Genomic DNA, 14,646 nt, shown 5'->3' with positions numbered 1-14,646 from the left:
CGCTCTTTTTGGTTGCATTTTTCATTTTAACGGCGAAAATCTCGTTGGTTTGTCGCCAAACTTCACATCGACACGTCACGCATTTCTGCTAAGCAAATTTCCTCAACCGAAACGAATTAGCGACACAATCCTGTGGTTCGCCAACCAAGGGACTGGCGCTGGAAAAAGCAAATGGCAGACAAGAGCGAAATTATACAGACCGATATTACCGAATCCCCGGTTGAAAGCTTCTTTGCCAGAAACCGGCCCTATCTGACGGCCATCGCCATTACGCTCATCTTCGTGATGATGACGTTTGCGATTTACCGCCTCACATCCGAAGTGCGGTACGATGATGTGATCGCAGCCCTTCTGGACACTTCGCTTCCGGCCATTCTTCTTGCAATGGTCTTTACGGCGCTGAGCTTCCTGTCGCTGATTTTCTATGACGCCAACGCGATCGAATATGTCGGAAAAAAGGTGCGCTTCCCGTCCATGGCGGCCACCGCTTTTGCCGCTTACGCCATCGGCAACACTGCTGGATTTGGCCCCTTGAGCGGCGGCGCAATACGCTTTCGCGCCTATTCCAGGCTGGGACTTTCGCCGGGTGACATCGCCCGTGTCATCGCCTTCGTCACGCTGTCCTTCGGGCTGGGCCTTTTGTCGGTCAGCGCCCTTTCGACCTTCATCGTCGCACCACGCATCGCAGCCATCATCGGTCTCGACCCGACTGTTCTAAGGGGCGGAGCGCTCGCCGTCATTGCCGTTCTCGTTACCACCGCCTATATCGGCCGCAACGGCAGGGCGATCCGGCTCGGCAAATGGCGACTGCGCCTTCCCGACAGCCGCACCTCCTCGCGCCAGTTCCTCGTCTCCGCCTTTGATATCGCCGCCTCCGCCTCCGTGCTTTACGTGCTCCTGCCCGAGACGCATCTCGGCTGGCCGACATTCTTCGCGATCTATGCCACCGCCGTTGGCCTTGGCGTTCTCAGCCACGTTCCCGCCGGTCTCGGTGTGTTCGAAACGGTCATGGTAGCCGGGCTCGGCAACGCGATCAGCGTCGATCAGCTGCTCGGAAGCCTCGTTCTTTATCGCGTCATCTATCACGTCCTGCCGCTGGTTGTTGCCATTCTGGTAATGATCGTTTCCGAAATGAAGCAGTTCGCGGCCAAGCCGGTGGTCTCCGATATCAGCCAGCTTGCCGTGCGGCTGGCGCCACCGCTGCTCTCCACCTTCGCGATCATTCTCGGCACCATGCTGATCTTTTCGAGCGTGACGCCGACGCCCGGCAGCAATCTGGATTTCCTGTCGAATTTCGTGCCACTGCCGATCATCGAGGCGGCGCACTTTCTGACGAGCATTCTCGGCCTTGGCCTCGTTGTCGCCTCCCGCGGCCTCGGGCAGCGGCTGGATGGGGCGTGGTGGATTGCCCTTGTCGCCGCATCGCTGGCGCTCATCCTGTCGCTGGTGAAGGCGATCGCCGTTTTCGAGGCAATCTTCCTCGGCATCTTCATCGCGGCGCTCGCCCTCAATATGCGCAGCTTCAACCGTCATGCCTCGCTGGTCAAACAGGCGCTGGGACCGAGCTGGCTCGCCGCTATGGCCGTCATTATCGCCGGCGCGGCAACGATCCTTCTGTTCGTCTACCGCGACACCGATTACAGCCACACATTGTGGTGGGAATTCGAGTTCTCCGAGGAAGCACCGCGCGGTCTGCGCGCCCTTCTCGGCCTGGTGCTCGCTTCCTCCACCATTGCAATTTTCAGCCTGATGCGGCCGGTCACTTTCAAGCCGGATTCCATCCAGCCGGAAGACGTTGAACGTGCAACCGACATCGTCATGCAGCAGGATTCGGCCGATGCCAATCTGGTGCGCATGGGCGACAAGCATGTGATGTTCTCGGAAAGCGGCAGCGCCTTCATCATGTACGGCATTCAGGGCCGATCATGGATAGCCTTCGCCGACCCCGTCGGCAACGAGGAGGATTTTCCCGATCTGGTCTGGCAATTCGTGGAATCCGCCCGTTCGGCGGGTGCGCGCGCCGCCTTCTACCAGATTTCGCCCTTCCTCCTGTCCCATTGCGCCGATGCGGGCCTGCGTGCATTCAAGCTTGGCGAACTGGCGCTGGTCGATCTTACCGCATTCGAATTGAAGGGCGGCAAGCTCGCGACCCTTCGCCAGTCACTGAGCCGCGGCGCCCGCGACGGGCTGACCTTCGAAGTTGTCGAGCAATCGCATGTTGCCGATATTCTGGATGATCTCAAGCAGGTCTCGGATGGCTGGCTCACCCACCACAATACAAGGGAAAAGCGATTTTCTCTTGGTGCGTTCGAGCCCAACTACATTCTCTCCCAGCCCGTCGCCGTGCTGCGCAAGGATGGCAAGATCACCGCCTTCGCCAATCTGATGGTGACGGACACGAAAAAGGAAGCCACCGTCGATCTCATGCGCTTTTCACCGGATGCACCGCGCGGCTCGATGGATTTCCTCTTCGTCAGCATCATGCAGCACCTGCGCGAGGCGGGATATGAAAGCTTCAATCTCGGCATGGCACCCATGTCCGGCATGTCGAAGCGCGATGCGGCACCGGTCTGGGACCGCATTGGCAGCACGCTTTTCGAACATGGCGAACGATTCTACAACTTTAAGGGCCTTCGTGCGTTCAAGACGAAGTTCCACCCGAAATGGGAACCGCGTTACCTCGCCGTACAAAATGGCGCAGACGCCGCTCTGGCGCTGATGGACGCGACGGTTCTGATCAGTGGCGGTGTCAGAGGAGTGATCGGAAAATGAGAAAATACAGCATGCTGAAGGCAGCCCTTGCCGCTTCCGCCCTGTTCCTCTCCCCGTTGTTTGCTTCCAGCGCCGCCTTTTCGCAGGACAAGCCAGCCTATGACACCGGTATGATTCCCGCCGAGCACATCATGGTGCCGGATGGTGAAATTCTCGCCAGCGTCTTCCTGATTTCCGATGCGGACGGATGGACCAGCACCGACGAAGAACGCGCCAAAGCACTAGTGGAAAAGGGTGCCGCGGTGGTCGGCATCGATTTCAAGGAATATCTGAAGGCACTCGAGGCCGATGATGACGAGTGTATCTATATGATCTCGGACATCGAGTCGCTGTCGCAGCAGATCCAGCGCACCGCCGGGACCGCCAGCTATCGCCAGCCTATCCTCACCGGCATCGGCAAGGGCGGAACGCTGGCGCTCGCCATGATCGCGCAAAGCCCGGTCTCCACCGTTCAGGAAGCCATCGCGGTCGACCCCAAGGCTGGCCTGCCGCTTGAGAAGATACTCTGCACCCCCGCCACCAAGGACAAGGTGGACGGTGAAACGGTTTATGGCCTGACCGATGGCCCGCTGCCAGCTCCTGTCAGCGTGCTGTTCACGCCCGATGCGGATCAGAAGGGCCGCGACCACGTTAACGCCCTGGTGAAGCTTCATCCCGATATCGAGGTGACTGATGTGACAGGCAAGGCGGATGAGATTTTGTCTCAGACCCTGTCCGACAAGGTCGATGCGGCGGGCGATACCAGCAGCCCGCTAGGCCTGCCGATCACGGTTCTCGAAACGAGCCCGGCGATGGACACCATGGCGGTGATCTATTCCGGTGACGGCGGCTGGCGCGATCTGGACGAGGAAGTCGGCGGCGCGCTGCAAAAGCAGGGGATACCTGTGATCGGCGTCGATGCCCTGCGTTACTTCTGGAAAGAAAAACAGCCGCAGGAAGTGGCCAATGACCTTGCGCGCATCATCGACACCTACCGCAAGGAATGGAAGGTTCGGAACGTCGTGCTGATCGGCTATTCCTTTGGCGCCGATATCATTCCCGCCACCTATAATCTCCTGCCCGAACGCGCGAAATCCCATGTCGTGCAGCTGACGCTGCTTGGACTTTCGACCGAAGTCGATTTCGAGATTTCCGTCCAGGGCTGGCTCGGCGTTGCCGGCGAAGGCAAGGGCGGCAAGACCATCGACGACATCGTCAAGATCGATCCGAAGCTGGTGCAATGCGTCTATGGCACGGAGGAAGAAGATGAAGACCCCTGCCCCGGCCTGAAGGCAAAGGGCGTGGAGACGGTCGGCATCGAAGGTGGCCACCATTTCGATGAGGACTATGAGGGGCTTGCCAAGCGCATCGTGACCTCCCTGAAAACCCGGCTACCGAAATAGGCTGTCGCAACCTCTGCGGCTTCGGGAGAATTCCCGAAGCCCATACTTCCATCAGAATTCAATCACCTGAAGCGCCGCCGGCAGGATGTCGGCTCCCCGACTTACCGATCTCGGCTCGCAGACCTTCCTTGAAGGTTCCACGCATCACGGCCATACTTGCGGAATCGATTAAACTATTATTCAAAAGAAATATGCTGGCGGCGGATATCCATGGCATTTCCGCAACCATGCTTCTGTTGATTGCCAATCATAGATTTTATATTTCCCGACCGGTTCAGGGGCCGCCGCATGCTCGCACGAAAGACCAAAACTCCAGTTCTCGTGGAACGCATCGACCAGTTCGTCGGTCGGGTCAGGGAGGCGATGAAAAGCAGCGAGGCGTTGCGAAACAAAAAAATCCGCGATCTTTGGGACGCAGAGGTCCGCTACCATTTCGACAATGGCCGCACGGAAAAGACGCTCGAACTTTACATCATGAAATATCGCTATGCCCTGAAGGCCGAATTTGGCGCAAAGAGCACCCCACTTGCCATCTGCAACATGAAAAAGCTGCGGGAGCGGCTGAAGACCTATATAGAGCGGGCCGACTATCCGAAAACCGGCGTGGCGACCTCCATTGTCGAAAAGATCGAGCGGGCGGAGTTCAACACCGCCGGCCGCAAGGCGACAGTGCTTTTGCGGATCGCGGATTTTATTGCAGCGATGAACGGCCTGGGCTCGAAAGAAGAGATGCAGGCCTTGTGGGACGCCGAAATCGCCGTCATGAAGGGCCGCGCCCAGACGACGATCATTTCCTACATCACCAAATATCGTAACGCCATCCGCGAAGCCTTCGGTGACGACCATCCGATGCTGAAGATCGCCACCGGCGATGCAGCGATGTACGACGATGCGCGCCGGGTCAAGATGGAGAAGATCGCCAATAAGCATGGTGCGCTGATCACGTTCGAAAATTACCGGCAGGTTCTGAAGATTTGCGAGGATTGTCTCAAGTCCAGCGATCCGCTGATGATCGGCATCGGCCTGATCGGCATGACGGGGCGACGCCCCTACGAGGTCTTTACGCAGGCCGAGTTTTCACCCGCCCCCTATGGCAAGGGCGTTTCCAAATGGAGCATCCTGTTTAACGGCCAGGCCAAGACGAAGCAGGGCGAAGGAACGAAATTCGGGATTACCTACGAGATCCCGGTCCTTGCACGCTCCGCAACCATCCTGTCCGCCTACCAGCGCCTGCGCGAAAGCGGGCAGGGAAAATTGTGGCACGGCATGTCGATCGACGATTTTTCATCGGAAACCCGCCTGCTGCTTCGGGACACGGTTTTTAATCTGTTCGAGAATTTCTGGCCGAAGGAAGAACTGCCCAAGCCCTATGGCTTGCGGCACCTTTATGCGGAGGTGGCGTATCACAATTTCGCGCCGCCCCATGTCACCAAGAACAGCTATTTCGCGGCCATCCTCGGACACAACAATAACGACCTCGAAACCTCGCTGTCCTACATGACCTACACGCTGCCGGAAGATCGCGACGATGCATTGGCGCGAGCCAAACGCACGAATGAGCGCACATTGTTGCAGATGGCGACCATCGCCCCCGCCTCCCGCAAGAACCCGTAGCGGTACCCGGAACTGCACTAGAAAAAGCCTCTAATCCGGCCTTGCCTCAGGATAGCGCTGAACACGCTGCCAGCGGTATTTTCGCATGTCTGTCCCAACAGCCCGGACAAATGTGCCGCCCTCAGCTTTTGCCAAGTCTTCCCCCTTTGTCTGCCGGCGTGGTGTTGGCGTTGGCGCTTGGGGCCGCTTCTGCCTGCACGCGATCTGAACGCAGCCACGCACCAAACAATCAATATAAATCTCAACTAATTTAATAATACAAAATATTTATCCTAAATATTACTTTTAATTATACAGCTACGCGCAAGACTATACTGCAATTATCCGCTTCATAACTGGTTCACGCACAGATTTTGCCATAGTTTTTTCGGAGACACATGGTGCTGCCCGCATATACGACTTACGCTCTTTACAATCGTGATATGGAATTGTCACTGAAACGCGTCGCGAACGACCCCGTCGTATCGCGCGACGCCAAATATTATACGGATAATATCGGCAAGGTTAAAAACCTCGACGCGTTCCTGAAGGACTTCCGGCTCTATTCCTACGCCATGAAGGCACATGGACTGGAGGAAATGATCTATGCCACCGCCTTCATGAAGAAGGTGCTGGAAAGCAATCTCAACGATCCGAACAGCTTCGCCAACAAACTGAAGGATACGCGATACCGCGACTTCGCTGCCTCTTTCGATTTCGGCACGATCAAAGCGGAAAAATCGGTTCAGACAAAATCCCAGCAGGACCGGTTGATTGCCACCTATCACGCTACGATCGAACAGGAAGGCGCCGAATTAAAGGAAGAGACCCGTTTTTACAACATTGCCATCGAGAAGGTCGGGCATGTCGACGATATCTTCAAGAACACGCGGCTTCGGGATTATATCTTCAAATCCTTCGGCATCGATCCCGAGACCTTCAGCTACAAGCACGTCAAAAACGTTCTGACGAGCGATATCAGCAATGCCGATAGCTACATCAACAAGACCTACAAGTCATTGATCCCGGAGTGGAAGGCAAAGGCGGCCGATCTGCGCATAGAACGTGCAGGCGTCGCGTCCACCGACAAACCGGCGCTCGCAAAGATCGACTACCTGATCAGCCAATATAACAAGCGTATCAACGATGCCAACAAACTGTTCGAGATGGCGGCCGCGTTTAATTTCCGGGACGACGGCCGCGTAGATGACGGCATGCCGGCGCAGACGGCTGCGCAGAGGCGACTGATTAACGAAACCTACGTTCTTTCAAATCCCCGCCTGACGCAGGCCGGAGCTGTTCTCAACCGCGAGTATTTCGCGGACAAGATGAAAACCATCACCGAGGCCAGCCAGATGACGCAGTTTGCGCGCCTGAGAACGATGCTCATCGTCAGCTTCAATCTGACGGACAATGATGAAACGGACAAGAAAATCGGCTGGGCCGTCTTGCAGGATCCGAATGATCCGAAAAGCCCTATCCACAAGGAAAAGGACAAAGGTCTTGTCGATCTGGCACGCGCCTTCAATTTCGGTGCGGATGGCAAGATCAAGACCGGCAAGGTCGCGCAGACCGCCGAACAGCTCAACACCATGATGAACCTCTACTTCAGCCGTTACGATGACAAGGACGAAGCAGCGGACGAAAAGGCAATCAAGAACTACCAGCGCTATATCGGCCTGACGAAAAATCTCGAGGATTTTCTGTCGAACGCGCAGGGCGCGGTCATCATTCGAAACTTCGCCCTGAAGGCCTTCGATATTACCGCTGAAGAAGCCTCGTCCTTCACGCTGAAACGGGTATTTACCAGCGATCTGTCAGACCCGAAAAGTTACGTTTACACTTTGAAAGACGAGCGTTTCGTGCGGCTGGCCAAGGCTTTCAACTTTGATGCCGAGGGCAAGATCGGCTCACCCCGGCTCGCCCAGTCGGAAAACGAGATCACCCGAATATCACGAAATTATCTGAAGGAAGTTACCCGTTGGGACAAGGACAAAAAGGTCAGGGAGAAAGGCGAAAAGGAGGTCACCTACTATCGCCAGAAAATGGAAACGATTGAAACCGTCGATCAATTGCTCTCCGACCGCCGCCTTCTCGATTTCATGCTGATTGCGCAGCGTATCGACCCCAAAACGGTCACCACCGACTACCTCAAGAAGATCTTCAAGTCCGACCTCAAGGACCCCAAAAGCTTCGCCAATACGGAAAAAGATGCCCGCTTCCGCGCACTTGCCGGCTCCTTCAATTTCGACGCCAAGGGGAATATCGTCGCGAAAGCCGGCCAGAGCGTGCAGAACACCCGCAGCCTCATGGAAACACGCGACAAATATGTTCGGCAGACGCTGGAACAGCGGGTCGGCGAAGAAAATTCCGGCGTTCGCCTTGCGCTCTATTTCAAGCGCATGGCCGCCAGCATTTCCAATCCCTACGACATACTCGCCGACAATGCGCTTGCGGAGTTCACCCGCACCGCCCTTGGAATTCCCGCAGAAACCGCAAACTCCAAGGTGGATGCGCAGGCAAAGATGATCGAGAAGAAACTGAAGATAAAGGACCTGCAGGACCCCAAGAAGGTCGAAAAACTGGTCAATCGCTTTTTGCTGACATTCGAAGCGAACAACGCAACGTCGGATCCGCGTCTCGCTCTATTCGGCAGCGGCAGCACGTCCATCAGCGGCAATACACTCGCGACGTTGGGGCAACTCCGCAGCCGCCGCAGAGGTTAGACCATCTATTAGTGCTGGCCGCAGGTTTTGCCCTGCGGCCAACATCATCTTAGTCAAACCCGCCCGTCGCCTGAAGTGCGGTAGAGCAGGGTCAATACGGTCAAAGCCAGCCCGACCAGCGCGATCGAGCCGAAAATGTAGAAGTTCCACTCCGGAGCCAGGCCCCGTTGCAGCACGAGACCGCCGATCATCGGACCGGCGATGCCGCCCAGCCGCCCGACGGCTAGGGAAAAGCCAAGACCCGTACCGCGAATATGGACAGGATAAAGCCGTCCCACCAGAACATTTGCAAGAATCTGGGTTCCAATCGTTCCCGCACCCGCAAGGGCAACGAAAAGATAGAGCAACGGCCCCTTGTTTACCGTCAACGCCCAGATCGAGGCCGCGCCAATGGCAAACAGGACGGCCACAACCACCTTGACGTTACCCTTGTCGGCGAAACGCCCGCCGATGAGAATGCCAATTGCGGCTCCGACATTGAGCATGATGGAAAAGCTGAGCGCCGAACTGATGTCGTAGCCCATCTTGTTCATGATGGTGGGCAGCCAGTTGACCATGCCGAAGGTCAGCAGAAGCGAGCAAAAGTGAATGCCCCAGGCATTCAGCGTTGAAAGCAGCCGGCCTTCCGAGAAGAGGGCGCCCACGCCGCCCTTTTGGATCTTGGCATGCGGCGTAATGCGTTGCAGGCCGTAAGTGTCGCAAATCCCGTCTGCCTCTGCCTGCCGGCCCTTGCTTGCCAGCCATTCCGGCGATTCCGGCAGGAACCGCATGAAGATCGGCAGAAGAATAAGCGGCAGGCCGCCGATCAGCATCAATGGCCGCCAGCCATAGCTCTCCAGAAGCAAAATACCCATGAGGCCGGAAATGATGCCGCCGATAAGATAACCGAGGAACGACAGGGAGTTTGCCTGTGCCCTGCGCTTGGGCGGCGAGAACTCCAGCACCAGCGCCGTCACCGTCGGCAGGAGCGCGCCAAGGCCGAGACCGGCGAAGAAGCGCGTGATTTCGAAAGCAAGAAAGTTCGGCGTCATGGCCGAGGCGATCATCATCGCTGAAAATCCGGCAAGGCTGATGAGAACGACCTTCCGGCGGCCGATACGGTCCGCCATGGTGCCGGCAAACAGCGCGCCGAGCAGCATGCCCACCAGCGTCAAGGCGGCAGCCCGCCCGACCATGGCTGGATTGAGCGCCCATGCGCCTTCTTTCAGCAACGCCGGTGCAACCGCGCCGTAAACGACAAGATCGTAACCGTCGAACATGATCATCAGGCCGCATGTCGCGATGACGCCAGCCGGGTTCTTCGTCCGCACCGAGGCGGCGCTCATATAGTTCGTGGACATATTCCTCCCTTTCACGCATGAACGCGCCACCCGGAATGGATCGACGTCTTCCCGTTCCTGCGATTGCTCCCTGGGTGCCCGGCTTGCTCCACCCTGATGTGCGTCTCGCTCCTGTCAAGACACATATCGCCGGTATCACCCGCCTTCGATTAAATGTTGCGTTTGCAAAAATTGCAATTGAAATATTAACAATCGCCAACAGCCATTGCAGGCGTGGTTTTCAGTCGCCTTGCAGCCCCGAAATCCTCGACAAAGTCGGCGTCCAGTTCAAAATACGAATGCGGTTATAGACGCCGTGAATGACAAAAGGGTCGGCGTCGCTAAAAGCCATGACGTCCTCGATACAGCGGGCTTCAGCAATGATGAGGGCCGCGGCAGACCCTCCGCTTTCCGCCTGCATCGGGCCGGATGCGAGAATTCTGAATCCTTCCGGAACGCCATCTTCGTTGCGTAAATGAGCCTTGTGGGCACTCATCTGCGCCAACCTTTGCTCAGCGGCAGCGGGATCACTTTCAGCAAAACGCACATAGAGCCGGGGACGGTCGCTACCGCGGGTCATCGGGCGAGCACGAAATCGTGGTCCACCGACCAGAACCAGCCGTTGGCGAACCCCAGCTCCTGCGCCCTCTGCGCATCCTCCACCCGCTGAAAATCGGCCAGCAGGCTTTCCTTCACACCGAAAACCGCATCCGAACGAATGTAAGGATCATCAGGGTCGAAAATATGCGTGACGAGCGTGGTGAAGCCTTCTGCCGAAACGATGTAGTGCAGATGCGCTGGTCGGTAGGGATGACGCCCCATGGCCCGCAGAAGCTGCCCCACGGGGCCATCATCCGGTATCGGGTAATATTTCGGCTTCGCCGCCCGGAACCAGTAGCGTCCGTCCTCACCGGTGACGAATACGCCACGCAGGTTGAAATCGGGCTGAATGCCCTTCTGCTGCACGTCGTAGAAACCTTCGTCATTGGCCTGCCAGACGTCAATGCGGGCGCCTGCGACCGGCACTCCGTCGGTGTCGAGAATGCGGCCGGTTACCAGCATGTCCTCGCCCTTGCCGTCGAGGCAGATATTGGCGCCCATCGGCATCTCAGGCGCATCGGCCACATGAAAAGGCCCGAGAACGGTGGATTCCGACGCGCCGCTCGGCTTGCGGTGGTTGATCGCATCGACCAGCATGGAAACGCCGAGAATATCGGAAAAAAGGATCCACTCCTGCCGCCATTCATTGCAGATCTGGCCGACCTCGGTCAGAAAATGGATCGCCTTCATCCATTCCTCTTCAGTCGGCTCAATCTCTTTCACCGCCTCGTGAAGCTTGCGGGTGACGACCGCCATGATCTCCTTGAGACGCGGATCGTCACAATCGCGCATACGGGCAATCACGGTTTCGGCCGAACGTTCCTCGACGAAATAGCCGTCGTCACCGGTTGTTTTCATGTCCATAATGTCCTCCTCCCATCATTGCCGCTCCCTGCTTGCCGGATCACTCCGGCCTTGCGCCCTCGAAGGCGCGTTGCAACAGGGCGCGGATCGCGGTTTTTTCAACTGGCCGCGGGCACCAGTAAGGATTGGCGGTCGCAAGCTCGGCCATAGCGTCGAGATCTTCCCCGCCAACACCGAGTGCTGCAAGGCTTGCCGGCGCGCCCAGCCGGGCGGCAAAATCGTAAAGACCCGTCCCTGCCCTGCCACCGACAAGTGCGGCCAGCGGCGCAAGCTGATCCGGCACCGCCTGTTCCACATAAGCGATGGTGTACGGCAGAAGCACCGCATGGGTTTCCGCATGCGGCAGGTCCAGACTGCCGCCCAGCGTATGGCAAAGCTTGTGATGCAGCGACATGCCAACAGCGCCAAGCACCGTGCCACACAGCCACGCGCCGTAAAGTGCCGTTTCGCGCGCCTTGGTATCTTGCGGCTCCATCCTCACACCGGGAAGCGCCTCGATCATCGCCCGCAACCCTTCCACCGCCATCATACTGGCGATCGGATTGCGATCCCGAGCATAAAGCGCCTCTGCCGCGTGGGCCATGGCGTTTAGCCCGCTGGTCATGCTGATGCCAACCGGTAATCCAAGTGTCAGCTCGGCATCGTAAATCACGACTTCCGGCAGGATTTCCGGACCGCGCAGGGTGGTCTTCACGCCATTTTCCGTCTGGCCAAGAATGGGCGTCACCTCAGAGCCGGCATAGGTCGTTGGAATGACGATCTGGGGCGCATCGGTGCGCAAGGCAATGGCCTTGCCAAGACCGGTGGTAGAGCCGCCGCCGAGCGAAACGACGCAATCGGCACCGGCAGCGCGATAGGCCTCGACCGCCCGTTTCGTCACCTCGACCGGCGTGTGCATGGCCGCATCGGAAAAAACACCGGCAGCCAATGGGCCAAGCCGGGCGGCCAAAGCCTCCGCATCGCCCTTCTGGTGGGGTGTGGAAAGCACCAACGCCCGTGACAGCCCGAGGCGACGGATTTCCTCCGCCACCCCCACGGAGCTACCCGTGCCAAAGACGATGCGGGCCGGGGCCGTCGTATAGACGAACGGCTGCATGGCTCAGGCTCCGTCGAGCTTGAACAGGCGGCGCGCATTGGTGCGGCCGATCTTTACCCGGTCGGCCTCGGCAATGCTCGTCGCGTTGAACCAGTCGGAGGCATGATCGATGTTCTCGAAGGGCCAGTCGGTGGAGAACAGGATGCGGTCGGCACCGATTTCCAGAATGGCATCGATCAGGGTCTGGGTGCGGAAATTGCCAGAGGTGGTGATGTGGAAATTCTCGTTGAAATAATCCATGAAACGGCGCTTGGCCGGATAGCGCGGCGGCAGCTTCACCCAGGCATTGCGGTGGTCGATGCGCCACATCATGTAGGGCAGGCCCTCGCCCATATGGCCAAGAATGATGTTGAGGCGCGGATGCTCGTCGAACAGGCCTGATGCCATGAGGCGCAGCGCGTGAACCGCCGTTTCCTGCGCAAACGCCCAGGTGGGGCCAAGCAGCCAGGGGTGGCCGTCATAGATGCGGGAATCCTGCGGTAGCGGATTGCGCGGATGCAGATAGAAAGGCACATCAAGCTTTTCCACCTCGCCCCAGAATGGACGATATTGCGGCAGGTCGTAATATAGCGGTGTCTGGCCATCGCCCTCCTGGCTGAAGCCGTTGACGAGCGCGCCGACGAAACCGAGATCGTTGACGCAACGCTGAAGCTCCTCGGTCGCCGCATCCGGGTCCTGCAACGGCAGGGCTGCGAAGGCAAGGAAGCGGTCCGGCCGCTTTGCGCATTCTTCAGCCAGGACGTCATTGGCGCGGCGCGCAATCTCGATCGCCTTCCTCCTGTCGGGAATAGCCTGCACCGCCGGCGCATTCAGCGACAGGATCATGGTTTCGATGCCATGCGCATCCATCAGCTTCAGGCGCGTATCCTGAATGTCGAGCAGGCGATGCTGCAGTTCCTTCCAGTAATCACCGGGCACGAACCCGGCCGAATCCTGAAGTGTTTCCGGGATTGCGAAATGCTCTTCGAGAGCGACCTTGCCTTGCATGTTATTTCCTCCGAAAATCGCTGTTCAGTTGCCGCCACGTGTGCGGTCAATATTGGCCCTTGGGTTCCAGGCCGAGCATGCTCTGGCCGATCATGGTGCCCACGGCATCCCAGTTCATGCTGATATGGCGGCCCACCGCGTTCGCATCCCGCCAGGCCCGCTGGACCGGATTGGAAAGATCAAGCCCGACACCGCCGGTGGAATCGTTGAGTGCCTGCACGGCGCGCAGCGCCAGAGAGACCGAAAAGGACTGGCCGCGACGGCTCAATAGCCGGTCGTCCACCGAAAATTCCGCCCGCCCTTCAAGCCTTGCCTGTGAGAGTGCCTGAGCCCTCGCAACGTCGCGCAACAGGATTTCACAAGCGGCATCCACGCTCGCAGCGGCTTCCGCGACACGCAGCTGGATGGTTGGAAATTCCGCCATGCGGTTATTGCCGCCCGCCACCGCACCGCGGGTCACCCGGCCACCCACATGATCGACATAGGCTGCCAGGGCACCCTTGGCTGCGCCGACGCCAGTCGAGGCGAGACAGGAAGGAATGCCGGTCAGAAGCGGCATGTTGAAGAGACCTTCCTGCGCATAAAACCGCCCGCCCGGCGTGTGGCCGCTGGTCGCGTCCGGAAAGGTCAGAACCCGATGTTTGGGAACAAAGACATCATCGAGAACCAGCGTCTTGGAACCCGTGCCGGCCAGTCCGACCACATGCCACGTGTCTTCAATGGCATATTGGCTCGCAGGCACGAGAAGGAAGGCCGGAACCGGCCTGCCTTCGCCCTGCGGCGGCAGGATGGCGGCGCAGAGAGACCATTGGGCATTCTCGCAGCCCGAGGCAAAGGCCCATTTGCCGCTCAGGCGGTAACCGCCGTCAGCGGCCTCCGCCATCTTTACCGGCGCATAGGAACCACACAGAAGCGCGTCAGGGTTTTCGTCCCAGACATCCGCCTGCGCCTCCTCTGGAAACATCGCCAGCAGCCATTGATGGGCGGAAAGCAGGCCGGCAACCCAGCCGGTCGACGCGCAGGCAGCCGAAAGCTCGATATTGGCTTCGACAAGCTCGGCAAATTCACCGCCCTGCCCGCCGAAAGCCCGCGGTTTTACGATATCGAAATAGCCGATGCCGCGCAGCGCCGCGATATGACTGGCGGGAACGCGGCGCGCCTCCTCTGTTTGTCGGGCGCTGGACCGGAAAAGATCCGCTACACCGGCAACGCGACCGACGAGGCGGACATGCGGCTTCGTTTGCGCCGGCTGTGGCGCATGGCTCATATCGTTCATGATTGTCTCCTCCGAGAATAGTCTAGCCGGG

The 14,646-nt window shown here is 58.4% G+C and carries 10 protein-coding genes; 4 read left to right on the top strand and 6 right to left on the bottom strand.

What is annotated here, in order from left to right; all coding sequences use genetic code 11:
• Window positions 1-171 precede the first annotated feature (171 nt).
• From mprF to FB593_RS12260, 4 genes are all read left to right on the top strand, one after another.
• The gene (mprF, locus tag FB593_RS12275; RefSeq protein ID WP_112290272.1) at window positions 172-2,772 is read left to right on the top strand and encodes a bifunctional lysylphosphatidylglycerol flippase/synthetase MprF; all 2,601 of its coding nucleotides are present in this window, start codon (window positions 172-174) and stop codon (window positions 2,770-2,772) included.
• Window positions 2,773-2,783: 11 nt separating this feature from the next.
• On the top strand, window positions 2,784-4,154 hold the full coding sequence (locus FB593_RS12270; protein WP_041694493.1) for a virulence factor: 1,371 nt from the start codon (window positions 2,784-2,786) through the stop codon (window positions 4,152-4,154).
• Between the two features lie 288 nt (window positions 4,155-4,442).
• Window positions 4,443-5,768 (top strand): telomere resolvase, encoded by a 1,326-nt coding sequence (locus FB593_RS12265; protein WP_145166637.1) that lies wholly within the window; start codon window positions 4,443-4,445, stop codon window positions 5,766-5,768.
• A gap of 377 nt (window positions 5,769-6,145) precedes the next feature.
• Window positions 6,146-8,473 (top strand): DUF1217 domain-containing protein, encoded by a 2,328-nt coding sequence (locus FB593_RS12260; RefSeq protein ID WP_186447913.1) that lies wholly within the window; start codon window positions 6,146-6,148, stop codon window positions 8,471-8,473.
• 53 nt (window positions 8,474-8,526) lie between these two features.
• On the opposite strand, the gene FB593_RS12255 is transcribed toward FB593_RS12260, so the two are convergent.
• From FB593_RS12255 to graA, 6 genes are all read right to left on the bottom strand, one after another.
• Window positions 8,527-9,813: an MFS transporter gene (locus FB593_RS12255; protein WP_003514137.1), complete on the bottom strand. Its 1,287-nt coding sequence runs from the start codon at window positions 9,811-9,813 to the stop codon at window positions 8,527-8,529.
• 220 nt (window positions 9,814-10,033) lie between these two features.
• Complete coding sequence (locus FB593_RS12250; protein ID WP_003514138.1) at window positions 10,034-10,372, bottom strand: YciI family protein; 339 nt, start codon at window positions 10,370-10,372, stop codon at window positions 10,034-10,036.
• Window positions 10,369-11,256 (bottom strand): hydroxyquinol 1,2-dioxygenase, encoded by an 888-nt coding sequence (gene graB / locus FB593_RS12245; RefSeq protein ID WP_112391429.1) that lies wholly within the window; start codon window positions 11,254-11,256, stop codon window positions 10,369-10,371. Before graB ends, FB593_RS12250 begins: the two co-directional genes overlap by 4 nt.
• Window positions 11,257-11,296: 40 nt before the next feature.
• A complete protein-coding gene (gene graC / locus FB593_RS12240) occupies window positions 11,297-12,352 on the bottom strand; it encodes a maleylacetate reductase (RefSeq protein ID WP_003514142.1) in 1,056 nt (351 codons plus the stop codon).
• A 3-nt stretch (window positions 12,353-12,355) separates the two neighbouring features.
• Window positions 12,356-13,339, bottom strand: a complete 984-nt coding sequence (tsdA, locus tag FB593_RS12235; protein WP_080797724.1) for a gamma-resorcylate decarboxylase — start codon at window positions 13,337-13,339, stop codon at window positions 12,356-12,358.
• Between the two features lie 46 nt (window positions 13,340-13,385).
• Window positions 13,386-14,615: an FADH(2)-dependent resorcinol hydroxylase oxygenase component gene (gene graA, locus FB593_RS12230; protein WP_080797721.1), complete on the bottom strand. Its 1,230-nt coding sequence runs from the start codon at window positions 14,613-14,615 to the stop codon at window positions 13,386-13,388.
• Window positions 14,616-14,646 lie beyond the last annotated feature (31 nt).

The organism is Rhizobium sp. SJZ105 (genome assembly GCF_007828365.1).
Classification (GTDB): Bacteria; Pseudomonadota; Alphaproteobacteria; order Rhizobiales; family Rhizobiaceae; genus Agrobacterium; species Agrobacterium tumefaciens.
Note: the sequence above shows the minus strand (reverse complement) of the source record. Positions and strands in the feature narration are given on the sequence as shown.

Coding starts and splice junctions, on each gene's coding strand:
- mprF (WP_112290272.1), top strand. CDS start 172: ATGGCAGACAAGAGCGAAATTATACAGACCGATATTACCGAATCCCCG.
- FB593_RS12270 (WP_041694493.1), top strand. CDS start 2,784: ATGCTGAAGGCAGCCCTTGCCGCTTCCGCCCTGTTCCTCTCCCCGTTG.
- FB593_RS12265 (WP_145166637.1), top strand. CDS start 4,443: ATGCTCGCACGAAAGACCAAAACTCCAGTTCTCGTGGAACGCATCGAC.
- FB593_RS12260 (WP_186447913.1), top strand. CDS start 6,146: ATGGTGCTGCCCGCATATACGACTTACGCTCTTTACAATCGTGATATG.
- FB593_RS12255 (WP_003514137.1), bottom strand. CDS start 9,813: ATGTCCACGAACTATATGAGCGCCGCCTCGGTGCGGACGAAGAACCCG.
- FB593_RS12250 (WP_003514138.1), bottom strand. CDS start 10,372: ATGACCCGCGGTAGCGACCGTCCCCGGCTCTATGTGCGTTTTGCTGAA.
- graB (WP_112391429.1), bottom strand. CDS start 11,256: ATGGACATGAAAACAACCGGTGACGACGGCTATTTCGTCGAGGAACGT.
- graC (WP_003514142.1), bottom strand. CDS start 12,352: ATGCAGCCGTTCGTCTATACGACGGCCCCGGCCCGCATCGTCTTTGGC.
- tsdA (WP_080797724.1), bottom strand. CDS start 13,339: ATGCAAGGCAAGGTCGCTCTCGAAGAGCATTTCGCAATCCCGGAAACA.
- graA (WP_080797721.1), bottom strand. CDS start 14,615: ATGAACGATATGAGCCATGCGCCACAGCCGGCGCAAACGAAGCCGCAT.